Source organism: Nostoc sp. (genome assembly GCF_036917815.1).
GTDB lineage: Bacteria > Cyanobacteriota > Cyanobacteriia > Cyanobacteriales > Nostocaceae > Nostoc.
This window is the reverse complement of sequence record NZ_JBALEK010000037.1, coordinates 20,482-46,287: the sequence shown is the minus strand read 5'-3', so window position 1 is coordinate 46,287 and position 25,806 is coordinate 20,482. Positions and strand designations below refer to the sequence as shown.

The 25,806-nt window shown below is 40.2% G+C and carries 13 protein-coding genes; 4 read left to right on the top strand and 9 right to left on the bottom strand.

Features of this window, described 5'->3' with window-relative positions:
* Window positions 1-21: 21 nt before the first annotated feature.
* From V7K97_RS10435 to V7K97_RS10425, 3 genes are read right to left on the bottom strand one after another with little or no spacing between them, the layout of a single operon-like run.
* Window positions 22-840 (bottom strand): class I SAM-dependent methyltransferase, encoded by an 819-nt coding sequence (locus V7K97_RS10435; protein ID WP_334800839.1) that lies wholly within the window; start codon window positions 838-840, stop codon window positions 22-24.
* Window positions 837-4,295, bottom strand: a complete 3,459-nt coding sequence (locus V7K97_RS10430; protein WP_334800838.1) for an AAA-like domain-containing protein — start codon at window positions 4,293-4,295, stop codon at window positions 837-839. The genes V7K97_RS10435 and V7K97_RS10430 overlap by 4 nt, the downstream gene beginning before the upstream one ends.
* Window positions 4,296-4,340: 45 nt before the next feature.
* Complete coding sequence (locus V7K97_RS10425) at window positions 4,341-5,675, bottom strand: AAA-like domain-containing protein (protein ID WP_334800837.1); 1,335 nt, start codon at window positions 5,673-5,675, stop codon at window positions 4,341-4,343.
* A 1,162-nt stretch (window positions 5,676-6,837) separates the two neighbouring features.
* Here V7K97_RS10425 and V7K97_RS10420 point away from each other — a divergent pair.
* Together V7K97_RS10420 and V7K97_RS10415 are read left to right on the top strand one after the other, a co-directional pair.
* Complete coding sequence (locus V7K97_RS10420) at window positions 6,838-7,383, top strand: COP23 domain-containing protein (RefSeq protein ID WP_334800835.1); 546 nt, start codon at window positions 6,838-6,840, stop codon at window positions 7,381-7,383.
* Between the two features lie 211 nt (window positions 7,384-7,594).
* Window positions 7,595-11,452 (top strand): serine protease, encoded by a 3,858-nt coding sequence (locus tag V7K97_RS10415; protein ID WP_334800834.1) that lies wholly within the window; start codon window positions 7,595-7,597, stop codon window positions 11,450-11,452.
* A 406-nt stretch (window positions 11,453-11,858) separates the two neighbouring features.
* Here V7K97_RS10415 and V7K97_RS10410 read toward each other — a convergent pair whose 3' ends face one another.
* Both V7K97_RS10410 and V7K97_RS10405 read right to left on the bottom strand, forming a co-directional pair.
* The gene (locus V7K97_RS10410) at window positions 11,859-12,194 is read right to left on the bottom strand and encodes a XisI protein (protein ID WP_334800833.1); all 336 of its coding nucleotides are present in this window, start codon (window positions 12,192-12,194) and stop codon (window positions 11,859-11,861) included.
* A gap of 134 nt (window positions 12,195-12,328) precedes the next feature.
* Entirely contained in the window at window positions 12,329-12,508 is a 180-nt protein-coding gene (locus tag V7K97_RS10405; RefSeq protein WP_334800832.1) for a hypothetical protein, read from the bottom strand.
* Window positions 12,509-12,852: 344 nt separating this feature from the next.
* Here V7K97_RS10405 and V7K97_RS10400 point away from each other — a divergent pair, with 344 nt between their 5' ends.
* Complete coding sequence (locus V7K97_RS10400) at window positions 12,853-14,010, top strand: trypsin-like peptidase domain-containing protein (RefSeq protein WP_334800831.1); 1,158 nt, start codon at window positions 12,853-12,855, stop codon at window positions 14,008-14,010.
* Between the two features lie 387 nt (window positions 14,011-14,397).
* Here V7K97_RS10400 and V7K97_RS10395 read toward each other — a convergent pair whose 3' ends face one another.
* Together V7K97_RS10395 and V7K97_RS10390 are read right to left on the bottom strand one after the other, a co-directional pair.
* A complete protein-coding gene (locus V7K97_RS10395; RefSeq protein ID WP_334800829.1) occupies window positions 14,398-15,606 on the bottom strand; it encodes a 4-hydroxy-3-methylbut-2-enyl diphosphate reductase in 1,209 nt (402 codons plus the stop codon).
* 95 nt (window positions 15,607-15,701) lie between these two features.
* The gene (locus tag V7K97_RS10390) at window positions 15,702-16,562 is read right to left on the bottom strand and encodes an SGNH/GDSL hydrolase family protein (RefSeq protein ID WP_334800828.1); all 861 of its coding nucleotides are present in this window, start codon (window positions 16,560-16,562) and stop codon (window positions 15,702-15,704) included.
* On the opposite strand from V7K97_RS10390, the gene V7K97_RS10385 reads away from it, so the two are divergent.
* On the top strand, window positions 16,483-16,707 hold the full coding sequence (locus V7K97_RS10385) for a hypothetical protein (protein WP_334800888.1): 225 nt from the start codon (window positions 16,483-16,485) through the stop codon (window positions 16,705-16,707). The two genes, V7K97_RS10390 and V7K97_RS10385, sit on opposite strands and share 80 nt — an antisense overlap.
* Before the next feature lie 308 nt (window positions 16,708-17,015).
* Here V7K97_RS10385 and V7K97_RS10380 read toward each other — a convergent pair whose 3' ends face one another.
* Window positions 17,016-18,401 carry an ammonium transporter gene (locus tag V7K97_RS10380; protein WP_442938904.1) on the bottom strand — a complete coding sequence of 462 codons (1,386 nt, stop codon included), beginning with the start codon at window positions 18,399-18,401 and terminating at the stop codon, window positions 17,016-17,018.
* 687 nt (window positions 18,402-19,088) lie between these two features.
* Window positions 19,089-24,815: a PAS domain S-box protein gene (locus tag V7K97_RS10375; RefSeq protein ID WP_334800826.1), complete on the bottom strand. Its 5,727-nt coding sequence runs from the start codon at window positions 24,813-24,815 to the stop codon at window positions 19,089-19,091.
* Window positions 24,816-25,806: the final 991 nt, after the last annotated feature.

Genomic DNA, 25,806 nt, shown 5'->3' with positions numbered 1-25,806 from the left:
CTTCAACCTTCACTCTTTAGATCAAGTTGCTACTTTATCGGCGATTACAAACAAGTAATCTCCGTGATTATTTTCATATTTATTGACAATATCGGTAATCCGCCCTGTCCTAATATCTGCTGCTAACCTTTGACACCCTGCGGCGATTTCATCCGCCGAAGCTAGCAAAGCAAAGGTAGAAATTCCAGAACGTACATTCTCGTCTAAATACATTTCAGGACGGTGTTTTCCACTATATAAAAATAGGTCTTGTAAGTTTTCTGAAATAGAATAAGGTTCGATATTTACTGAATTAAAACCTGCCTCATTGAGAGCATATTTGACATTTTCTAAACTTGGCATCTGTTCAGCAGATTTATGTATAGCCTCTGGAAAATATTCGACTAACCAATATTTGCTCATTTGCTCCGGTGTGGCAGTAAACAATACAAAATGACCAGCCGCCAACACACGGTAAATCTCCCGAAAAGAAGGAGTTAGTGCAGCAAAATGATGTATCGCTAGCGTGCATAACACACCAGAGAAACTTCCATCAGCATAAGGTAAGGCTTCAGCTTCCGCAACTTGCCAAGCTACAATATTACTCTTATTTGTAGCAGCATCAATCATCTGTTTTGACTGGTCTACTCCGTGCCAAAGACCACCATATTTTGCTAAAGCTAGCGTGTAATTTCCAGTACCACACCCCACATCTAGATATGAAGAATCTGATTTGATTTGGAGGTGAACAGCTAATCGGGCAGCAATGTCAGGGTCAGCACGACGAGTCAAGTCATAGCCTTGACCAATTTGCTCATAAACAGCCATTTTTTTGAGTCGGTGAAAAAATTTTAGACTCACATTATTCTATGGCTTTTGCTACATAGATGCAAACTATTACGAGCTTCTGGATTAGTGAAAAAATAGTCTTCGAGCCATTGACATCCCCGTGTTAATAAATCATCTAAATCCAAACTCCACAAAATCACCTTACCATCCTTACTAGCAGAGGCAATAATCTTGTTATCGGGCCTGAAAGTTATGCTTGTCACTGAAGCACTATGTCCATTCAAGGTAGTAATAGGAGTTCCATCTTGTTGCCAAAGTTTGATAGTTTTGTCTTGGCTACCAGAAGCAATAATCTTGTTATTGGGGCTGAAAGTTATGCTTGTAACTGAAGCGCTATGTCCCGTCAAGGTAGTGATAGGAGTTCCATCTAGTTGCCAAAGTTTGATAGTTTGATCTGTACTTCCAGATGCAATAATTTTGCTATCAGGACTAAAACTGATACTATTAATATCCTTTCTATGTCCAGTCAGGGTAGTAATTAAAGTCCCATCCAATTGCCAAAGTTTAATAGTTCCATCATCGCCACCAGAAGCAATAATTTTACCGTCGGGGCTGAAACTGACACTTGTTACCCAATTTTTATGCCCAGCGAAGGTTTTAATTAGAGTTCCGTCCCACTTCCAGAGTTTAATAGATCCTTGGTCAGTACCAAAAGCAATTATTTCTTGGTTGGGACTGAAACTAACGCTTGTTACTCCAACTTTATGTCCAGTTAAAGTATAAATTGGAGTTCCATTGGCTTTCCAAAGTTTAGCAGTTCCTTGATCAGTACCAACAGCAATAGTTCTATTATCGGGGCTGAAACTGATACTATTTATCCAACCTTGATTATCTGTCAGGTTAGCAATTAAAGTTCCATTTCGCTGCCATAGTTTCACAGTACCCTCGTCACCACCAGAAGCAATGATTTTACCATCACGGCTGAAATTCAGGTTTGTTATTCCACGTTTATGCCCAGTTAATGTAGTCATCATGTCTGCATTCAGCTTCCAGAGTTTCACAATTCCGTCTTCACTACCAGAAGCGATGATTTTGCTATCACGGCTGAAACTCACACTAGCTACAGAATCACCATGTCCAACGAAAGTATAAATTAGAGTCCCATCCAGTTGCCAGATTTTTACAGTTTGGTCACTACTGCCAGAAGCAATTGTTTTACCATCAGGGCTGAAACTGACACTATTTATCCTAGCTGTATGCCCCTCAATTGTTGTAATTAGAGTACCATTAGCTTTCCAAAGTTTGATAGTTTTGTCATCACTACCGGAAACAATCTTTTCTCCATCTTGGCTAAAATTAATACTTGTCACCCAACCTTTATGCCCAACAATGGTTGTGATGAAAGTGCCATCACTTTTCCATAGTTCAATATTTCCTTCTTCGTTACCAACGGCAATAATTTTACCATTAGGGCTGATGGTAGCACTAGTGATTGCATGACTTTTGAGTGGTATAGTTTTAATCAGAGTACCATCTGACTGCCAGAGTTTTATAGTACCATCCTTACTAGCAGAGGCAATAGTGTTATCCGCACTAAATGTAGCACTAATTACCCAATTTTGATGTCCAGAAAGGGTTTTAATGAGAGTACCATTTCGCTGCCAGAGTTTAATAGTTCCGTCTTGGCTAGCAGAAGCAATAATTTTGCTATCCTCACTAAAACTAATACTTTTCAGCTTATTTTTATGTCCAATCAGGGTAGCGATCGCAGTTCCATTCTGATTCCACAATTTAACACTACCATCATTACCACCAGAAGCAATGATTTTGCCATCAGGACTAAAAGCCAGATTATTGAGTGTTATTTGTCCGCTATCAAATTGATTATATTCATGAATGTTCACGAGGATATTTAGTAAAGCCGACAACGGACTAATTGTTTGATATTCTCCCAAAGAAGACTGATTTTTTACCAGATGTTTTAAATCTTCTCCAGCCTTCATAGCTAAAAGTAAAGCTTCAAGTTGTTTAGATTGAAATTGCTGTGCAGCGTTATAGCCAACTTGTGTAAGTCTTGTAGCTTCTTTGGCTGTTTGCAATTGATTTTGTCCCACAATCACACTTATTAATATGAGGATAATTGCGATAGTTCCTCCAATCCAAACTATGTATTTTGCTTTTTTATTTGCATCAGTTAACTTTCGCTTAACGGTTAGATTAGCTTTAGTTAATTTTTGACTAGCTTCTGCTAATTTCTGATTTACCTCAATTTGTAATTCTGTAGCAACTTTTTGACTTTCCTGTAAAAATTCGTAATCTGAATTACTTAAACTTTTGCCAACAGCCCATATTAACGCTTCATCTAAGGCTTTACCTTGCAATAGCCCGGATGGTTCATGTTGGGAATTTAACCAGTTATTAATTGCTGCACTATAGGGGCGGAGTTTGTCTAATTCTTGTTTGAGCCAACTTCGATTAAAAACTGCTTGATAGATAGGATTATATACTTTTAAATAACCGTCTTTTTTGACTACTAAACCTGAGAGTCTTAATTCTGTTTGCTCTTGACTACCATCTATAGCAACTCCCTTGCTTGAGTATAAAACCTGCTGATATAATCCTAGTAATCTACCAGCTTTTTGCTCATTTCGGAGAATGCGATCGCGGATTGTTCTTAAATGCTCAGGTTCATCTTGAGTTTCCCAATTATCGATGATATAATTTTGAATTAGCTCATTAACATTGAGATAGCTATTTTCTGTTTCTTGCACAATTAAACTGCATAACTTCTGAGTGAGAAATGGTTGTCCACCAGTCCAACTTAAAACATCTTGCAATACTGCTTCTGGATGTTCTACCTGACTTTCTAACCCTGCAATTAAAGCATCCTTTGCTTCTGTAAAGCTAAACCCAGTTAATTCTATTGAACTACCAATATTAAACGGCGTGCGTTCCCTTTCTTGAATCAAATCTCCTGGTGTAGCCACCCCAAGCAAACAAAAAGTTAGACGCTCATATTTTGGAGATTCAGCCCGGAGATTATAACAGGCGCGAATTAAAGCAAAAAAATCATCTTTAAAATTGCTTTTGATTAAACTATCAATTTCATCGATAAAAATGATAATATTAGAACTAAATTTCTCTAACAGCAATAACTCGAAAAGTAAGTTTAATCTCTGTACCTCCGTCCAAGAGTCATACTGTAACCACCAGCTATTAAAATCTATATCATCTATTTCAAAACTAGATAATAGCTGATTGGCAAATCCTTTATACCATTTTTCTGGGCTGGTGTGACTACCAAGAATAGTTAAATCAATAGAAGCACATTTGATTCCTACTGCTCTAAGTTTTTTGATTGTTTGAACTCGCAAACTAGATTTACCCATCTGACGCGAGTTAAATACAAAACAATACTCCCCAGCTTTCAGCAGTTCAAAGATTTGTGCATCTGCTTTGCGGACTACATAAGTGCGATGATTAGCATTTAAACTACCACCGACTTTATAATAGTTACTAAATCCCATTTTCCCTCTGCGCCTTTGTCGTATTGGCAGTTCGTTTAGATTTAATTACAAGCGATGCCTGCGGCGGGCTACGCCTACGCCAAAATATTCATGATACAATCTACAGCGTGGCATCACAAAATTATTGCTAAATTTAATCACTCCCATGCTATCTAATTGATAAAATTGCCGATTCTTACGCTCTATTTTAATTCCTTGAGTATTACTCACTATCTCTTTAAATACCCTTCCTAACTCTTGATTTTCTTGAAAAGTCTCCAAATGTCGGCGTAAGTGTTCACTATAAATTCCTGTATCTGTAGTGGCCTCTTGCAGCAATTTCCCAATAGTTGCATCCTGACATACCAAATAATAAAGTGCTAACCGCACCAAATAAGGATGTCCCCCCACTAGAGACATCAGAGGAAGAATATTTTTACTATCTAATCCATGTCGGATAGCTAAACTCTTCACCTGTTCTTCAGTAAATTCTTCCAATTTAATTGGTAATCCCACATTAAAAGGAGATTGATTAATATCTAAGCGTCCATAATCTTCTGTAGAATGTGCTACTAACAGCCGCAATTTTTCCCATGTATCTGACTCATTAGCGTTTTCATTCCAATTACGCAACATCGGAAAAAAGTTTTCATAAATCTCTGGGTATTCAAATAATTTATCTACTTCATCTAAAGCTAAAACTAAAACACCATCCAATTGTTTAAGCAAACTTTGGAATGTCAGAGTGCAGTTAACCATACTCGGAATGTCTGTATCCCAGACTGTTAGCGGAGGTGCTGAAGGTAATTGATTAATCACATAAGCATAAAAACTGCGGAGAAAATCATTAGCGTTAGTAAATTTATTTTTTTCTATTAAACTAAAATTCAAATAAACCGTACTATAACTACTTTTTTTGGCTTCAGCCATAATTCTCTTCAGCAGTGAAGTTTTACCCATCTGCTTAGGTGCTTTAATCCGAATTAGTGCGCCTGGTTCTTTAATAGCAGTATAACAACGAGATTCAATAGGAGAACGTTCTTGATAAAAAGCAGAATTTAGTGGTTCCGGCCCTTCTGGGAAGCGAATATTCTGGATAATATGCCCACATTTTTCTAAAGCTTTAACACTAACTAACTCTGGCTTATATTTAGCAAACATCTCAATCAGATTACAACGATAATCTGGTTCAGTTTCAGGAGGAAAACCAAATTTTGTAGATATATTTCTGAGTTGATGACTAGCTGTAGAACGATGCGTAGCGCCAAGTTCTCTGGCTATGTGTTCATCCGTTTGTCCAGCTAAAAATAAAGGTAATACTTTCTTTTGTTTCGGCGTTAATTCATTCTGATATATATTTTCAAACTTTTCTTGATTAATCAGCATTTTTCTCGTTATCATTCGTCTATTTTAACTACAGTAGTAAATCATAAATAGGGTGGAATGGCACTTACTTAGAGGATGTTTTAAAAGTCATGATTGATGTATCAAATATTTCTTTATCCCACCCTAACCCTCCCCTTATAAAGCAGGGCTGTTTCATTCGTTCAGATCAGAATTTTGTCAAGAGTATCAACCAGAAAATTTAGTGAGTTGGTAATCGAAAAATTACTGTTTCAATCGGTAAATTTAAGTGCGATCGCCTGGTTTTTGACCCAATTAGAGTGTTTAAAAACCTGATTTTTTTGACTGATACGCTTGTAAATTAAGGTCTTTTGGGGAATGAATCAGCCCTGCCTTATAAAGGGGAGGGAACCGGATTTTCTTGTTTCCCACCTTTATAAGGGGGGATTAAGGGGGGTAATAATTCGATTAAAGTCACAGCTAACTACTTTTAAAATATCCTCTTAAGCTAGATCCATAACCCCAATTTCTTCAAGAAGTCGGGGTTATAGATAGCAACTTTTGCTTAAATAAGTACCATGACACCCAACTTTTGCTACGAATGATACCATTATTTCGCATTTCACCCAAATCAAAGAATATATAAATTCGATAAACATAGTTTTCACTAATAAGTGATGCTTCAAATTAATCAGGAATTTTTGGGTTACTTGACTTTGTGGCACTTACCAAGATTAGATTGTTTTAGTGGCAGTTATATTTCTGACTGTTGACGGTATCTGAAAAACCTCTCTCTAAATCTCTCTTCTAAAAGGAGAGAGGCTTTAAATTTTTACCCTTCCCGATGCGGGAAGGGGTTTAGGAGGTTAGTTTTTTCGTGGGCTTTTCCATAGAACGTGACAAGTCAGAGTTATATTTCTCCAACTAAAAAAATGGGGATAACAATAAAAGAAGTAGTTATCATGCAAAAATTCCATATTTAGTTTAGCAAGTCTCAGATACATACTGAAAATGGTGAAGAAAACTTCACCTTAATAGCTGTGCAACTGAAATAGATGAATTTTTTATCAAAGATGCAATTGTGTGTAAATTTGATTTTAAGATGAATCTTAAGAATCAAATTTGATTTTCATCTGTACTAATTGTACTGGTTGTGAGAAAATATCCAATTCGCAATTATTCCAAAAGCCTTGTTTTTCAGGATTTCAGGAGAGAAATTATGCAACTAAAACCAATCATTTCTTTATTGACTGGCTGTGCTTTGACTGTTGGTTGTATCACTTCTATACCTAGTCAAGCGAAAGCGGATGATGAAGTTCGTTTTATCTGTGCTTCGGGTTACGATCAAGCAACTAATCTGCGCTTCCCCACTACTTACGCTTGGACAGAACGGGGCAAAATTGCCATTATACGTTGGAAATATGCATGGTTTAATAGTAAGACTGTTACCCCAGAAGAACGGTGTGAACTAGTATCCTCTCGATTCCAGACTGCTTACAACAATCAAAGTCTGGCTTATATCGCCAATGGTACAGTCAATAATCAACCAGTAATTTGCACAGCCAAAAAAGAAGACGCTGCTTGTGATACCACACTGCTAACTCTACGACCTCAAGATGATCCTCTACAGATTCTGGATGACCTCAAAGACATTCTTAGAGGACGTGGTACTAAACCACTAGAGCATAGCACTAAACAAGAACCAGTCTACTACAAAATTGACATCAAGAAGTTTCTGCAAACAGCCCCCGTTGAGAAGGAATAAGATCAATTTTGGCTAAATAAAACTCTGCCTACCCTCTGCGCCGACCTTTGCGTTCCTCTGCGTTTCAAAATCAACCCTTAATTCACCACGATTTTCTACAAAATACTGAAATTTCGCGTTGCTGATTGAAGGTATGAAAAACTCACGCAGAGAGGCAAAGAAAAATTTATATTCCTATTCAGGAATGCGGGAATTTTATCTAAATACAAAAATGAACCAATTCAATTCGTTGATTCTCGCCATCTTAAGTACTTGCTTCCTACTACCAATCAGCGACGCTGCGACATCCCAGCAAGTAGCTAATCAACCTAGTTCTGTATTGGCAAATAACTCTCTATCCTCAGAAGAAATTCGTCAACTAGCCCAAGCCGTCACGATCAAAGTGTTGAGTAACACCAAGGGTGGAAGTGGAGTATTAATTAGTAAACAAGGGCAAACTTACACCGTCCTTACCAGCGCCCATGTTATCAGCAATAAGGGAAGTTATAGAATTCAAACACCTGATGGCAAAATATATACAGCTACAGTTATTAGTAAAGGTGATTCTTTAAAAGGTAATGATTTAGCCGTCTTGCAGTTTCAATCCCAAGACAACTATCAAATCGTAGCTTTAGCTAGCACCTCAAATATATCAGAAAATCAAGAAGTCTTTGCTGCTGGGTTTCCTGATGATAGCAAAAAATTAGTTATCAGTAATGGCAAAATCTCTCTGTTATCTACTCAACCATTAGTTGGGGGTTATCAAATTGGTTATACCAACGAAGTTAGACAAGGAATGAGTGGAGGGGCTTTATTAAATCAATCTGGTGAATTAATCGGGATAAATGGGTTAACAAACAATGCCATTTTAACTGATGCTTATTCTTATCAAGATGGAACAAAACCCAGTGCAGAAAAACTTCAGCAATTGCAAAAACTAAGTTTTGCAGTCCCCATTCAAACTTTAGCGAAAGTTGCACCTAATTTAGCAATTATTCCTCCACAATGGCGCAATCAGCAACAAGCGATAAAACCAGCAGGTAATACATTCGTTGAAAAAGTTGATAGTATCGCCCAACAGATTACTGTGCAGATTGACTCCACAAATAACGGGAATGGTTCAGGAGTAATTATTGCAAAAGAAGGACAAACTTACTATGTAGCTACTGCACGTCATGTAGTCAATAATGCCGACAATTACGAAATTATTACCCCTGATGGTAAGCATTATGCAGTGCAGCAAGAGAATATATTTAAACCAGAGGGAATAGATGCAGCGTTGGTTAAATTTACTAGTAATCAAACTTACTCTGTAGCCACAATTTCTAAATATAATCTTTCCGTAGGAGAGGCACTTTCTAAATATAACGGCTCTAATTTTGGCAATGTAGAAACATGGGTATTTATATCTGGATTTCCAGGAGAGAATAAAGGTAAGCGAAAACTATCTCCTGGATACCTTTCAGTTGGAGAAAGATTAGTTGTTAATGCAGAAAGTAATCTTTTGTCTCAGGCATTCGTAGAGGGAGGATATAGACTAGTATATTCCAATTTGTCACTACCTGGAATGAGTGGTGGCCCAGTGCTAGATGTTAGTGGACAAGTGATTGGGATTAATGCAGGTATTGAAAATAGAAAAATCAGCCAAACTGAAATCGGTTTTGGATATGGAGTACCCAGTAGTAGCATTTTGAGTTTAGCTACACAAGCAGGACTGAAGAAGGAATCATTAAAAGTTGTTAGTACTAAGCCAGCAAACCTCAAGGATTCAGAAATTGCTTTATTGATGAATCATCCATTATTTGCAATCAAAAAACCATCAGTAAATGCTAGTGAAAATGATTTGTTTCAATATGCTAATCAAATGTGGCGTATTAAAAGAATTTCAGAAACAATATCTGTTGTACAAGAGATTGTTAAACGTAAACCAGATTTCTATCAAGCTTATTTTGTCCTTGGTGCAGCTTTAGACTCTTCAACTGAAAGTAAAGATCCTGAAAAAGCTTTAGCTGCTCTTGATAAAGCAACTATGCTAAAACCTGATTATTATGAAGCTTGGAAGGGAAAAAGTAATCTATTATCAGACTTAAAAAAATATGCCTTGGCTTTAGCAGCCATTGACAAAGCTATTGAATATAATGACGACGATGGAAGCCTTTATTTCTTTCGTGGTTTGATATTGTTCAACTTACAACGCTATCCAGAGGCGCTAGCAACATTTGATAAGGCGATTCAGATTCAGCCGTTTTATTTTAACTACTTCGTGCGTGGTGCTATCCGCTTTCAATCGCAAGATTATCAAGGGGCACTATCTGATGTCAATCAAGTGATTAAACTCCAGCCTGACTTTGCTCTTGCTTACGTCTTGCGGGGTAGTAGCCGCTATATGTTGAAAGATGCTCAAGGCGGACTAGCTGATATTAATAAAGCAATTAAACTCGAACCGGATAATCCACAAGTCTACTTAGTGCTGGGTGGTTTACGCTATCAGCTTAAAGATTATCAGGGAGCGCTGGCTGATTACAATCAAGCGATTAAACTCCAGCCTGATAATGTTGATGTCTACTTAGCGCGGGGCGCTGTACGTTCTGATTTGAAAGATTATCAGGGAGCGCTTTCAGATTTCAATCAAGCGATTAAACTCCAGCCTAAATTTACTCTTGCTTACGCCTTGCGGGGTGGTATCCGCGTTCAGTTTAAAGATACTCAAGGCGGACTAGCTGATATTAATCAAGCAATCAAACTTGAACCTGATAATCCACAAGTCTACTTCATGCGGGGTCTTGTCCGTTCTGATTTGAAAGATTATCAGGGAGCGCTGGCTGATTATACCAAAGCCATTGCGATTAATCCTCAGTTGGCTCTAGCTTACAACAATCGGGCGTATCTTTACTATGGGCAGAAAAAATCAGATTTAGCTCTTGCTGATTACACCAAAGCTATTGCGATTAATCCTCAGTTAGACCTAGCTTATAACAATCGGGGGAATCTTTACACTAAGCAGAAAAAATGGGATTTAGCACTAGCTGATTACACCAAAGCTATTGCGATTAATCCTGAGTATGCTCTAGCTTACAACAATCGGGGGGATCTTTACACTAAGCAGAAAAAATGGGATTTAGCTGTTGCTGATTACACCAAAGTCATTGTGATTAATCCTCAGGATGCTCAAGGTTACAACAATCGGGGAAATGTTTATTATGAGCAGAAAAAATGGGATTTAGCTGTTGCTGATTACACCAAAGTCATTGTGATTAATCCTCAGGATGCTCAAGGTTACAACAATCGGGGAAATGTTTATTATGAGCAGAAAAAATGGGATTTAGCTGTTGCTGATTACAATCAAGGTATTAAACTCCAACCGGATAATGTACAAGCATACTTGGCACGGGGGGTTGTCCATTTTCAGTTGAAAGATTATCAAGGATCATTAGCTGATTCTAGTCAAGCAATTAAACTCCAACCTGATAATGCTAACGCTTATTTGGTGCGGGGTGATGTTTACATTCAATTGAAAAATTATCAAGGGGCGCTAGCTGATTATAGTCAAGGTATTAAACTCCAACCTGATAATGCTAACGCTTATTTGGGGCAGGGTAATGTTTACGCTCAACTAAAAAATTATCAAGCAGCACTAGCAGATTATAACCAAGTTATTAAACTTCAGCCTGATAATGCTAACGCATACTTTGGGCGGGGTGTTATCTACCAGAAACAAGGAAGCGATCGCGCCGCACTAGCAGATTACAATCAGGCGATCGCTAAAGATGGAAAATTTATAGCAGCTATCATCAATGTTGGCTACATCAAATATGAAAATGGAGATGTAGATGGAGCAATTGGGCAGTGGGAAAAAGCTGTTCAGATCAATAGCAGTGTAGCAGAAGCGCAAATGGCATTGGCCGTTGCTTTATATGCCAAAGGTGAGCAACAAAAAGCTCTCAACATGGCACAAGCCGCCTTGCATTTAGATAAAAGTTTTGCTGATATCGAGGTTCTCAAGCAAAATCTTTGGGGAACACACCTAATTGATGAGGCGCGAAAACTCCTTTCCCATCCTAGTATTCAAGCATTGCGAACAAAGCAATAGTTTGTGTTTATAACCCTTGGAAATCCCCCTAAATCCCCCTTAATAAGGGGAACTTTAAGACTCTTATTCCCCCCTTTTTTAAGGGGGGTTAGGGGGGATCAATAAATATTTGATACTTCTCAGACATCCTCTCAAAGATTTCAGCTTACAGCAGAATTCAGGAGTAGGAGTCAGAAGTAAAACAGGGTTTATCTCTGGCTACCAGGCTTAGTTTGTATACTTCACCAACTTTAAATCTACTGTATCTTAGTTCTATTCACTATCAAACTAGAAAAATGAACCAATTAAATCTTTGAATTGAAAGATTATCAGAGAGCGTTTTCAGATTACAATCGTTTATTGACACAATTGAGGAAAAAATACCCAAACAAATTAATAACAGCAATAGGGAGTACTTTTAGCCTTTTTAACCCACACCAAATCCCGTGTATTGCCTTACCAACGGTTCATTAAATGCCAAAACAATATCTTCCTTTGGGACTCCTAATTTTACTAAATCATTAGCAATGCCAATCTCAGTCCCATCGTATTGTATCCAAATCTTCCCATCTTTGATATCGAGATGCAAAACACAGCCATATTGCCGTCGTCGATTTTTCCAGCCTACGTAGACTAATTGATAGTGATCATGAAGAGTATCAAAAATGACTTGTTTTTCTATTTCACTTTTTGACGAACCTCGACTAGCATAAGCTGCTAATAACTCTTGAATATAAGCTCGATATTGCTCTAATTTTTCCATTCTACAATCACCTCATTCACAGGATCGTAAACGATTATAGGACTTACGCATTGACAATAAATACCAAATATGGATAAGTTTAAAAACCACATCTTTCGTAAGGGCACAGCATTGCTGTGCCCCTACAGCATGGTCTATTTACGATCGCTGTAAAAACACACCTGCCCTGGCGAATGGAATTCGCGGCTATACAGACAAAACCCACCTGCGTGGGTTTCAAATTCTTTGAGTCCGCGTAGGCGGCCTACCCTTCGGGAACGCCAAGGGCGAACGTTTGTGTAGCCGCGATTTCTAATCGCCTGGTATATTTGCAAAGGTCAGATACTCCCGGTTTGTACCCTCCTTTAAACCTCTCTCTGGGGGTCTAGGAGTACCCTCAGACTGAAGTCTGTTAGCGAAACTGAAGCTGATAATGTTGAAAAAAACTTCACTCAAATAGTGTAATATCTTCTATTGGTGAATTTATTCTCAAATTGTGAGTTGCTTCGGTGGATCAGAATAAGATACTTGTTAGTAGAAGAAGTTAAATATTTCATGTCTCATGGAGAAGCCTAGAGAATAGTAGAAAAAGAACAATTTTTGAAATCGTCTCCTGAGCAGAAAGCATGCGGATTTTTTTGTTACTAAGGTTATTTTACTTATTAAGGATGGTTGAAAAATGAACAGAAAATTTTTAACAATAGGAACTTCAGCAATCTTGACAACTGTGATTGGGGGAGTTTGTATTAGTAGTTTATTTGGTTGCCAACTACCTGCTATTGCCAAAAGCCCTCAAGAATGTGAACCTACTTTATTAGGTAAACAGGCTGAAAAAATCAAATCAACTATTCTTGTCGCCGAAAATTCTGAAGAACAAAACCGGATTCAGTTATATGCAAAAGCTAGTCCGGCTGTAGTTGCGATCGCTACTACAGATGGACATGGTAGTGGTTTTATTGTGAGTCCAGATGGTCTAGTTTTAACTAATGCTCACGTTGTCGAAGATAGTTCTAAAACTGTTGCAATAGTACTGGCTGATGGTACACAAGTTTTAGCTGATGTGGTTGGTTTTGGATCTGGAGGTTTAGATTTAGCCGCACTCAAGATTCGCAATCAAAAAAATCTCCCTTACCTGCGTTTAGCTACATCCGGTTCAGCACAAGTAGGTCAATCTGTCTATGCTATTGGTACTCCCCTGAGTCTGGAATTGCAAAATACTTTAACCTCTGGTGTGATCAGTCGCATTGATAAAAAATTGGGCTTAATCCAACATGATGCAGCTGTTAATCCTGGCAATTCTGGAGGGCCATTGCTCAACTCTAATGGGCAAGTAATTGGTGTTAATAGTGCAATTTTTAATGACACCGAAATAAAAAGATTTATTGGTATTAGTTTTGCAATTCCTACTGAATTAATTCAGCCTTTTTTGGTAGCCGTAGAACAAGGTAATGCTCAGTTAGCAAGTGGGCGTAAACAACCTACTAATAATGAAGACACGGATTTACCCATGAATGGTAAAGTTTTACAAGCAAGCCTGAAAAATGGCGATCGCACTTTACCAAATAATAGCTATTTTCACACTTATGTCTTTGAAGGTAAAGCAGGTCAACAGATAACTATTGAGATGGATAGTGACCAAATAGACCCTCACTTGTACTTGCTGCTTCCTGCTAAAGAACGACTTATAGCAGAAAATGACGACATTTCCCCAAAGAATTTTAATGCTCGATTGACTGTGACTCTACCAGAAAATGGTGTCTATTATCTGTTGGCTAACACTTTTGAAGCTGGAGAATCTGGTGATTACAGTTTACGGGCAGCGATATCTCAGAAGTAATTTAACGTGAGTTCGACAAATCTTATTTGACCTCTCCCCAGCCCCTCTCCGACGCACAGAGGGGAGCAAAAAGCGGAATTTTTCTTGCTCCTCCCTTTCCGTTTCGGAGAGGGAGGCTGGGAGGGAGAGGTTCATCGAACTCACGTTAATTTATTTAGGATTTACACAAAAATATACGCTGTCAGGGCAATTCATTAATTGCCCTGACAATTTAACTGACTTTTCACGGGATCTGGAAAACCTCTCTCTAAATCTCTCTCTTAAAAGGAGAGAGACTTTGAATTTTCCCCGTTCCCTCTCTTCGAGAGGCTGCGCGAACGTAGGGAAGGGGGTTAGGGGGTTAGGTTTTTCGTGGCTTTTCCACATAACGTGAAAAGTCAGGACAATTTAAACTACTGCTGCTATTGTTTTCACAGCAAAAATCTTCTCAATCACATCTTCTACAACCTTATCGGGTGTGGAAGCACCAGAAGTAATTCCCACCACAATTTCTCCATTTGGCAACCAGTTTTCTGTAGTTATTAACTGCCCATTTAATTGCCGATGTTCTATGGAATCTCCTGATTTAATCCGTTCAACAGTATCAATATGATAAGAAGGAATTCCCCGCTCAAAAGCAATTTGTTGCAATTGAGTAGTATTCGAGGAATTAAACCCACCAATTACTACCATTAAATCTAAATTATGTTCTACTAACTCCAACATCGCATCTTGCCGTTCTTGGGTGGCATCACAAATGGTGTTGAAGCTTTGGAAATGCTGATTTAACTCAGTCGGACCATACTTCTGCAACATAGTCCGCTCAAAAAGCTTGCCGATTTGCTCAGTTTCGTCTTTAAGCATGGTAGTTTGGTTGGCAATACCAACTCTTTCTAAATCTCGATCGGGGTCAAATCCTGCTGAACAAGCTTTAGCAAATTTTGTCAGAAATTCTTCACGGTTCCCACCATTAATAATATAGTCAGCAACATAAGCTGCTTCTGACAAGTTCAACACTATTAAATACTTGCCAGCAAAGGAACTAGTAGCAACTGTTTCTTCATGCTTATATTTACCATGAATGATGGAAGTATAATCGATTTTTTTGTGCTTTTCTACTGTATTCCAAACTTTAGATACCCAAGGACAAGTTGTATCAACAATTTTGCAGCCTTTCTCGTGAAGTATCTGCATTTCTTGAACGCTAGCCCCAAAAGCGGGTAATATAACTACATCACCAGTGCCAACAACAGAAAAGTCTTTTTGAGTTCCTTCAATGGGGATGAATTCTACCTCCATCTCTTGCATTCGTTGATTTACAGAAGGGTTGTGAATAATCTCGTTGGTAATCCAAATGTGTTCTGTGGGGAAGTGCTGACGAGTTTCATAAGCCATCGCTACAGCCCGTTCTACACCCCAGCAAAAACCAAAGGCTTGTGCTAGTCGGATTGTCACATCACCGCGTTGCAGAGTGTAATTGCGATCGCGGATTTCTTGAATCAAGTTACTCTGATACTCAGACTGCAACTGGGTAGCAACTTCTGCTTGATGACCAAAGCCCTTACGATTGTAATTTTCGGAATGTTGGAGGCTGCGCTTAAAAGCTTTTGTATCCATTAGATTTGTCTACTTAAACCACTATTTCTTATTTTCTCGCGCCAAGACGCGATTGATACAGAGTTGTCTTCAAAGATATTACTTCTTTTTGTCCTTTAGCCTTTTTTCCCTTCTCCTCTTTCCTGATGCTGGGATTTTAATTCGATCTCGCTATAAATCTGCAATCCAGAACGCCAAACTATATAGCCTTCAGGACTTAGGTGTAAGCCATCAGTAGTAAATTCGCGGCGGAGATTTCCTTGCTTGTTGGTAAACAGGGGATATAAATCGAGATATTTGACACCTTTTTTGGTAGATATGCTTTGTAGTTGCTGATTCAACTCACGAATGCGACTGTTGGTAACAGCCAGAAGTTTATCTCGTCCTTTCCAGGTTGCTGCCTCTGCCGCGTGTGGCAAAATCGACTGGACAACAATTTGCGCTGTGGGATGCGTCTTTTGCAGGTAACTGATAATTTGCTGCTGATTATCTAAAATTACCCCATCGCTTACGCCCCGAATTAGGTCATTAATGCCAATCATCACAAAAATCACCTCTGGCTGGGTGCGGTCAAATATCTTCAATCTTTTCAAGAGTCCATTGCTGGTTTCGCCAGAAATTCCTTGATTGAGCCAATTTTTACCTTCGGGTAATAACTCAGGGGGAAACCACAAACTCAGAGAATCTCCCACCAGGATAGTTAAATGCGGAGGATGTTGGTCAGCAGCGACCTTGGCTTCTTGCTTGAGGATGTCTACCCACTGTTGATAAGTGAGTTGGTGACGGCGACCCAAATCAGATGTAGCAATTTGGGCTGAGTTGTTCACGTTGATTGGCTCTGGGGATGTTATTCTCCCAAAAAAAGCGGCCAATCTCTGCTGTTGCCAAATTAGCAGAATGACCGCCAACATTAGGATGCCGTTGGTTAACAGCGAGAAAAATGCCCAGATAGGAAAGGTTTTAAATGAAGTAGACACGACTAGCGAAATTTACCAGTTATTTGAATCAAATTTTAACGCTAGCGATCGCAAATTACACAATTGTGAAGTACCCCAACTTGCTTCTCTTCGAGAGGCTGCGCCAACGCTGAAGTTGGGGCTTCCAATCTCAGAAAAACAATGACGGTTTTATTCGTCCTCGGAGTTTCCCGTCTCATCCGCCGTTGCCACGTTAGGAACTTCCTTTAGAAGTCGAGAACTAAATCCCGTGATGGTCTTACACAGCCTCCACAGGCAGCCGCCCGTCTACCACAGGCAGTTTGATTTTTGTTTCGTACAACACCGCTTGGATTCACGACAATAGTCAACCAGCTAACAGTGTTCTTTATCCAGTCTCTGATGTTTCTACGGCAAGTATCTTACTACTACTTTGATGTTAGCCCTTATGTTCCATACAGTTGGCGGGTCATCGACCATTTATATCATAACTCCCTACTGAATGGGACGATCGCCAAACTCGGAATTGTAACCTTCTTCGCCGTGTTCGTTGATATCCAAACCTTGTAATTCGGCTTCCTCTTTAACTCGTAGCCCGATTGTCGCATCGATCACCTTGAGAATAATCCACGTCCCAACACCTGCGATCGCATAAGCAACGGCGATCGCTACTAGTTCAACTCCCAATTCACCAAAATTACCACGCAACACTCCGTCTTTACCTCCGCCGTTGACTTGGGTCGTGGCAAAGACTGCGGTCAAAATTGCCCCCACTGTACCACCAACCCCATGCACGGGATAGGTATCTAAAGCATCGTCAATTTCTAGCTTGTGCTTGAAACTGATGGCATAGAAGCAAACAAAGGCGGTGATGAAACCAATTAAAATCGCTGATAGCGGTGTGACAAATCCGGCGGCGGGTGTGATGCCCACTAAACCAGCAACGGCTCCCGTAGCTGCTCCCACGGCTGTCGGTTTACCCCGTAAAACTGCTTCCAAAATTAGCCACATTAAAGCTGCCGCCGCCGCCGCCGTATTGGTGGCAACAAAGGCTGTTGTTGCCACATTTGTCACTAAGTTCCCAGAAGTTCCACTCGCAACAGATAGGGCACTGCCAGCGTTAAAGCCGAACCAACCAAACCACAACAAAGCAGCACCCAGCAAAATAAATGGAACGTTGTGTGGTGGACTAAGGCGATCGGGATGGGTTTTCCGAGGCCCAAGGACGATCGCAGCGACTAAAGCTGAAACGCCAGAACTAATATGAACTACTGTGCCACCTGCAAAGTCGAGGGCACCCAAACCACCATACAAACCTAAAAATCCACCTTTCGCCCAGACCATGTGTGCCAAGGGAGCGTAAACAAAGATTGACCACAGTAGCACAAACAGCGAATAGGCGCGGAAACTCATCCGTTCTACGATCGCTCCCGAGATTAAGGCTGGGGTGATAATGGCAAACATGGCTTGGTAGATCATGAATGCCTGGTGGGGTATCGTTCCCGCATAAGAGACGACTTCCGGCGGGTTTGACCCTTTGAGATAATCGGTTATCTCTAACCCGACACCATTCAACCCTAACCATTGCAATCCACCAATGAATGGTAAACCTGGCGCAAAGGAAAGACTATAGCCCCATAGAATCCAGGTGACTCCCACGATCGCCATCAACACAAAACTCATCATCAATGTGTTTAGGATATTGCGCGATCGCACAAACCCACCATAGAAAAACGCCAATCCTGGTGTCATTAGTAGCACAAGTGCTGCTGAAATCAGCATAAATGCCGTATCTCCAGTATCAGCAGCAGGCACCGCCGCGACTGGTGTTTGGGCAAAAGCATTGCCCATCAACGGCCCTCCCAAAAACAGTAGAGTCATAGCCCCAACGATCACAACTTTCTTCAACACTTCTTTTTATTCCTAAGCACCAATGATTTGTATCCTTAATTACATTTGATTACTTTTATTGACACATTTTTGTCTTGAAAGTTACTTAACCTGAATTTTCTGGAAATGTTAACAAAAATATAATCCTGATTCAAGTTGCCAAGATTGAAATCAGGGTGTGTCGATGCAATGATTGCATCTTTTTTTGAAAAATAGTATAAATCGAAGTACATTAAGTAATGTAAAAAAGTTTGTGGTTATTTTGTAGTGAGCGGCTCCAGCCGTTAGAATTGGACTCAACTCCTCTCTAGGAGACGCTACGCGTAGCAAGATCCCCTAAAGGGGCACACTACAAACCTTTAATTAAATTAACTTGAAGCCCCAAGGTTTAAGAGCGGCGATCGCACATCTTCATACATAATTGGTATTAGAGGTTGTTTGAAAAGTGGTTGGCTGTAATTTTAGGCACTTACTGATCCCCCCTAACCCATGCCAGTCGATCTACTTGGGGAGCCACTGCGGTCTTCTCCCAAAGGGAGAGGCTAGCGCCAAGGGGGTTTCCCCCATGAGCAAGTGGCGTGGATTTAGGGGGATCTAAAACTTTTTGCTACCGATAGGAGGACTTTTCAAACATCCCAATTAGGGGGGATCTTATTGGTACCCAATTGACAACTCCTATTAACTGGATAATAGTCCGGCAATACTCATCAATTCCATAATTTTATCAAACTGGAAATTATGAGCTAAATCTGTTATAAAGTCTCGCAGTAACGCATTTTCAAAAGGGATTTGCTCAATCAATTCTAAAATTAGATCATCGCTGCATTGGGCGGCGGCAGTGTACACATTTTTCACCCATTCAGGTGAGATTTCAGATGAAAAAGGAACTAAATCTGCAAGTGTCAACATTGATTTTATTCCTTGTTGTTTTGTCTTTATTAGCTGATAGGTTTCTTCTTGATAAATATATTGAACTCCTAAATATTCGCTTAATTTTTCTAGTAATTGTTCCTCGCGAAAAGGCTTGTTAATATAATCATCGCAACCCGCTTTGATCATTGCCTCTCGTTGTTCCTCAAAGGCATTAGCAGTTAAGGCAATAATAATGGTATTGCGATTTTGGATTGAGGTTTCTTCTCTAGTTTTAATAACTTTTGTGGCTTCATAGCCGTCCATAATCGGCATTCGCATATCCATTAATATCAGATGTGGTTGCCATGTCTGCCAAAGTGCGATCGCTTCGATACCATTTGTTGCTTCCTCGACTGCAAAGCCGATAGATATGAGAATTTTCGCTAGTACTAAACGGCTGTCTATGGAGTCATCAACCACTAAAATGCGGTATTCGCTTTGAGCGGGTCCTAAACTAATAACTTGGCCTTTAGTTTTTTTGATCTGGATTTCGCTAGCTGCGGCTAGACCAATTTGAATATCAAAAGCAAATTTACTTCCCTTGCCAATAGCGCTGGTGACGCTAATATCTCCCCCCATTAGTTGCACGTATTTGCGGCTAATTGCTAAACCTAGGCCTGTTCCCTGTTGCGATTTTCTTCCGGTTTCAGTTTGCCCAAAAGCCTCAAACAGCAAGTCAATTTCTTGCGGGGCAATACCGCGACCGGTGTCTTGTACCTCGAAGATTAGGTATTGGGGATTGGGTATTGGGGATTGGGTATTAGGAATTGGGTATTGGGCGTTAATTATTCTCCTCTGCTCCCCTGCTCCTCTGCTCTCCTGCTCCCCTTCTCCCCAATCCCCAGCGATGCACTGAGCTTGTCGAAGTGTCCCCAGTCCCACCCGTAGCGTTACCTTCCCAGTATCGGTAAATTTGATTGCATTTCCCAAAAGGTTAAGCAAGACTTGACGCAGTTTACTTTCGTCAGTTTGGATGTACTGAGGGAGGTCAGATGTATATTCAAATATCAATTCTAATCCGTTGGAGCTGGCGCGAAAACGCAACATCTCTTCCAGGTTTTCTAAGAGGCGAATTAAGTCAAAATTGTTAAGGTTTAATGTGATTCTGCCGGCTTCAATTTTAGACATTTCCAAAATGTCGTTGATTAAGTTCAGGAGATGTTCGCCAGCACGATTGATGATTGCTAGATTTTGCTGATGTTCAGGGGATAAAGTATGATCGTGGCTCATGACTTGGGTAAAACCGAGGATGGCGTTAAGTGGGGTACGTAGTTCGTGGCTCATGTTGGCGAGAAACTCGCTTTTGGCGTGGTTGGCAGCATCAGCAATAATCACAGCTTCTTGCAATGCTTGTGACTGCCTTTGAGTTTGCGCTAGCAATTGTGCCTGCTGTAAAGCAACACCTAACTGATTTCCTATTTGAACTACGATGTTGATTTCTCCTGGTTTCCATTGGCGGGCATCGGAATTTTGATAACTCGCCAGTAATCCCCAAAGCTGAGTACCATATAAAATAGGGACAATAATGTAGGCTTTTGCCTGAAAGCGCTCTAACAGGTTGATATAAAGAGGATGAAAATCCGCGTTGTAAATGTCTGGGATACTGAGGAAACTTGCACCTTGGATTATTCGCAGATCAGGATCTTCCACCTGGTTATTTGCGCTATCCAAAATTTTTGCTAGGCAACGGCCATCTTGTAAGACACCCTCTGTGAGATCAGGATCATTGTTGTGTTCTTCTATTAGAGAAATCCAACCATTACCCACCGACTCGGAGACAAATTCACCACTCGACTGGGGATTGAAACGATAGACAACAACCCGATCGCAGTTGAGTACTTGCCGTAATTCTTCGGTTGTAGCTGCAAATATAGTATCTAAATCCAGTGTTTGGCGCATCCTTTGAATCACTTGGGCGATCGCTCTTTCTCGTTCTACACTCTCACGCAAGGCTTCTTCTGCCAATTTTCTCTCAGTAATATCTGTAATTGTACCGATGTAGCCTTTAATTTCTCCATCATTTCTAAATTCTGGCAAAGCCTGACCAATTACCCAGACAACTGTACTATCATCACGCAAAAATCGATGTTCGTACTTATACATTTTTTTGGCGGTTCTTGCTTGATTCCATACCAACAATAGCTGCTCGCGGTCCTCTGGATGTACCGCATTTAACCAACCTGTGCCCAGAGATTCTTCTAAACTACATCCACTAATCTCACTCCAGCGTTGATTAAAATATAAGATATTCCCATCTATATCTGCGTGAAATATACAAGCTGGTGAAGCTTCTGCTAAAATTTGATATTGTTGTTGACCTGACTGCAAAGCTAATTCTGCCAATTTGCGATCGTTAATATCTGCCCAATAACCAACACATTCTATCGGGTAGTTAGCTTCGTCATAAATTAACCTCATCTTTTCGTAGAACCAGTGATAAGTTCCATCAGCGTGTAACCAACGGTATTCGTAGGAAATGTATTCCTGCTCAACAAGATGGGAAAATTTGACTGAGATCAGTTCAATATCTTGTGGGTGAACGCGATCGAGCCAGAAACTAAGATTTTCCATAAATTCCTGCGCTTCGTAGCCCACCATTTCTTTAACGTTTTCACTGATAAAGGTAGTTCTAAAATCTTCTGATGTTTTGCTGCTATAAATGACTACAGGGCTAGAGGTGAGGAGATATTGTAGGCGTTCGTTGGCTAAACGCAGTTCTTGTTCAACACGTTTGCGTTCGCGTAGCGCTGTTTGTAGTTCGCTTATTTCTACTAAAACTGTGCCGACACCAGAGGGGCGATGGTCTTCACCAGGAATGGGAAAATAAGAAACTAAGAAGTGGCGGATAATATCTGGTTCTTTAATTGATGCGGCGCTTAATTCTTGATTGAGAATGGGTTGACGAGTCAACAAAACTTGTTGATAAATTGGTTCTACTAGAGGGGCGATATGAGGTAAGATTTCATCGATGGTCTTGCCAATATGATCTTGCTGGGGTAGTCCATTAATCTCCGCCAGCAGTTGGTTGATTTGCACAAACCGCAGCTGTGTATCTATAATGGTCATGCCGACAGGAGCGCTACTAAAAAAGGCATTGAGGCGAGCTTCTCTGATTGCGAGTTCTTGTTCTAAGGTTTTGCGCTCAATCAACCCACCCAACTGAGCTGCAACAGCACTGACTAACAAGAGCAAACGCCGATCTATCAATACTGAGCTACGTTTAAAAAACACTAAAACAGCTAATACTTGGTTTCCAGCTATTATGGGAACACCAAAACTAGCTTTTAATCCCACCTTTGCGGCTTGTGGCGATCGCAAAAAAACTGGCTCTGCAACTAAAGAAACATCTTCTATCCATTCTGGCTCCTGGCTCTGCCAAACTCTTCCTGGTAGTCCCAATCCCAGAGAAAATTTCACAGTTTGGCTTTCGCGGGAGAACTCTTCTAAACTGCTCTGCTCACCGTACCAGCTGAGACTGTGTTCTAAAACAGTCCCATCTTCATTAGGTATCCATGCTTCACCAAAATCCCAGCCAATGGTGTGACAAATTAAGCGCAAAACCACTGCTAAAGCGCTGTTGACATCACTCGCGCCAGTAATGGCTTGGGTAGTCAACAACAACAAACGGCTTTCATTTTCTGCTTGGTTGCGTTCAGTGATGTCTTTCGTGGTGCCCAGCACGTACCATTGCCCATCAATCTCGATCATTTCCGCACTCAACAATGTTGTCCTGATTACTCCTGTGGAAGTGCAGACATCAATCTCATAATTGCGGATGGCTTTTGTTTGTTGCAAGATGTGGGTGAGAAAATTATATTCTTTTGGATTCACCCAAATATTCAATTCTTCATCGGTGCGCTCGATCACCTGAGAACGAGAATAACCAAAAAACCGACAAAAGCTGTCGTTAACTTCGATGTAGCGTTTGTTAGCAACAGTAATTAAGGCAATTGGATCGGGAGATGACCGAAAAGCTGATGCTAACTTTTCTTCAGAAGCCCGCCGCGCTGCTTCTGCGCGTTGGCGTTCTTTTGCCTCCAACACCAAGGATACTAAATTGCCCAGAGAGCGAGCAAAATTTTGGTCTTCTAGCGTCCAATGATGAGTAACTCCCACTGCCTCCAGACATAAAACTCCTACAGTCTTTCCTTCCAGCCTAACGGGTGTATCGAGTATAGAGGTGATGTTTAATCTTGAGTAATACGCAGAAAAATCTTTAGTTCTGGCATCGGTATGGGCATCATCGGCGGCGATTGGTTGGTCTTGCTGCAAAGCTCCAAAATAAGCTGGATAGTCTGCTGCTGATAAGGAAAATCCTTCGGTATGTTGATTGTGACTAGCTTCAAATAGATCAAAACACTGGATTTCTATGCCTGTTTCGTCATACAGCCAGACACTAGCTCGTTCCATCCCAATATTCTTGACAGCTGTTTCAGTGATTTTACTCAAGGCTGTTTTCAAATCACCCTGATAAAGCGTCTGATTTTGTGCCAATTGTGTTAGCACTAGGTTATGATTGCGGAGCTTAATCGCGCTTTCTTGGAGTAATTTTTCTACTCCTCGACGCTGAGTAATATTACTAGCAGTGCCTGTCATGCCTATAACTAAACCCTCTTCGTTGCGTAATGCGATCGCATTAAACATCAGATAAAGTAAGGTACCATCTTTAGCGATACAGGTAGTTTCATGTTGGAAGATAGGTTTTTCCTGAAGAACACGCTCAAAGGCTACTTGATCTTCAGCAAGTTGTGTAGGTGAGATGAAATCAGTCCAGGCACGCCCGATCATTTCTTGGGGTTCGTAGCCATAAATCTGCTTGACTGCCGGGTTGACAAAGGTAATTAGTCCATCAATATCTACCGACCAGATCATATCCTGGGATGTTTCCACTAGGTGGCGATATTGAATTTCACTCTTTTTTAAGGCAGCTTCGACTAAAAGGCGTTGGCTTTGGTAAACTTCAAGAGAAAAGGCTTTGCTAATGCTAACGGAAATGTCTTTAAAAATATCTTCTATTTGTTTGTTGCAAACATTTAACTCAATTGCAACCCGTTGACGCTCTTTAATCTCCTGTTGCAGTTGGGAATTTTTTTCTTTTAACTGTTTTCTCAGCCTTTGGATAGTGAGTTGATTTTTGACGCGTAATAAAACTTCTTTAGTTTGGAATGGTTGGGTAATATAGTCAATATCTCCTAAATCAAAGACGTTGATTTTTTCAGGTAATTCATCTAAAATACCGAAAAAAATTATCGGAATTTCTTGACTTTTAGAGTTATTTTTCAAATTTTGACAAACTTCATAACCATCCATCTTTGACATGAGAATATTTAGCAAGAGCAAATCAGGGGGAGAAGCAAGCGCCCTATTGATTGCCAATTGTCCAGAAATGACACTTTGTACCTGATAACCTTGGTGTTGAAGGATGTCTGATAAAAAATGTAAATTCTCTAAGTTGTCATCAACTAATAAAATTTTTATTTCTTGAGCATCCATATCAGTTACTAAGTTAATTTTGAATCAAGAGTAATTTATTGAATTAAACTGAACATAAAATCAGAAAGCAAAACTCTGTTACAAAATTGTAAATAAAACCATTGTCTCTTGCCACCATCCCTTCCGCACAAGATGTCTGAAAAAGTTGCAGATGAAGCAGGAGAAGTGCTTAATACCGCCAAATCTCTGTGATGGAAGATCGGAGTATGAAGATACAACAAAGCTGACATCGCCCATACACCAACCATGCTGATTTGATCAGAGCTTGTGGTACCCTACTTTCGACGCTAACACAACGCCAGTTGCGACAACGGAAGGAACCTCCGCAACGCACCGGCTACCCTAGGTGTATTTCAAAAATTAAATACTAGTTCTATAGCTCTGTCTGTGATCAAAACACGGTTCTTAACGTGTCGCGGAAGTCTCCACCTTCAATGTACTCATAAGGTGGGGATTTTGAATGGTAAGATAGCTACTGTCTTGACCATCAATGCCATAAGCGAAAACCATTAGCTTTTAGGTATATGTCGCAAGAGAAAGATTTGGGTTTTGGGAACCAGGACTCCTGCCCTTGGAGGGAATGTATTCAAAGAGGGCTGCTGCCTCTCGTCAAGGTACTGGAGGCGGCAGCCCTCCAAGAATGGGTTCCCAGACTAGAAGCTGGGAACCAGTCAGGGCGAGAGTTGTATCTTAACTCATTCGTCTCTGATGCCACATGCAACAAGAGTGACTTCTCCTTGTAGGTGAGAGAAATAGAAGACAGGTTTTCCAGATATCGTGAAAATTCAGTTAGTTTGATACGGTAAATCCAACCGATGTCTGTACGGTTTACCCAACTGTTTTTAGGTTTTTCTTTTATTAAACTACTTACTAGAGAGAAGCAAAGCAAATAAAGCTCCTCTCTAAAAAACTGGAGGTTCAATAATTGCTTAAATATCTGAAACCTCTAAATACCTCTAAAACTTTGTTTGATTACCCAAAAGTGAATTAG

What these genes read in the sequence shown, in the direction of transcription:
- V7K97_RS10420 (WP_334800835.1), top strand. Translation starts at nt 6,838, where the DNA reads ATGCAACTAAAACCAATCATTTCTTTATTGACTGGCTGTGCTTTGACT.
- V7K97_RS10415 (WP_334800834.1), top strand. Translation starts at nt 7,595, where the DNA reads ATGAACCAATTCAATTCGTTGATTCTCGCCATCTTAAGTACTTGCTTC.
- V7K97_RS10395 (WP_334800829.1), bottom strand. Translation starts at nt 15,606, where the DNA reads ATGGATACAAAAGCTTTTAAGCGCAGCCTCCAACATTCCGAAAATTAC.
- V7K97_RS10375 (WP_334800826.1), bottom strand. Translation starts at nt 24,815, where the DNA reads ATGGATGCTCAAGAAATAAAAATTTTATTAGTTGATGACAACTTAGAG.
- V7K97_RS10385 (WP_334800888.1), top strand. Translation starts at nt 16,483, where the DNA reads ATGACCGCCAACATTAGGATGCCGTTGGTTAACAGCGAGAAAAATGCC.
- V7K97_RS10400 (WP_334800831.1), top strand. Translation starts at nt 12,853, where the DNA reads ATGAACAGAAAATTTTTAACAATAGGAACTTCAGCAATCTTGACAACT.
- V7K97_RS10380 (WP_442938904.1), bottom strand. Translation starts at nt 18,401, where the DNA reads ATGACTCTACTGTTTTTGGGAGGGCCGTTGATGGGCAATGCTTTTGCC.
- V7K97_RS10425 (WP_334800837.1), bottom strand. Translation starts at nt 5,675, where the DNA reads ATGATAACGAGAAAAATGCTGATTAATCAAGAAAAGTTTGAAAATATA.
- V7K97_RS10410 (WP_334800833.1), bottom strand. Translation starts at nt 12,194, where the DNA reads ATGGAAAAATTAGAGCAATATCGAGCTTATATTCAAGAGTTATTAGCA.
- V7K97_RS10430 (WP_334800838.1), bottom strand. Translation starts at nt 4,295, where the DNA reads ATGGGATTTAGTAACTATTATAAAGTCGGTGGTAGTTTAAATGCTAAT.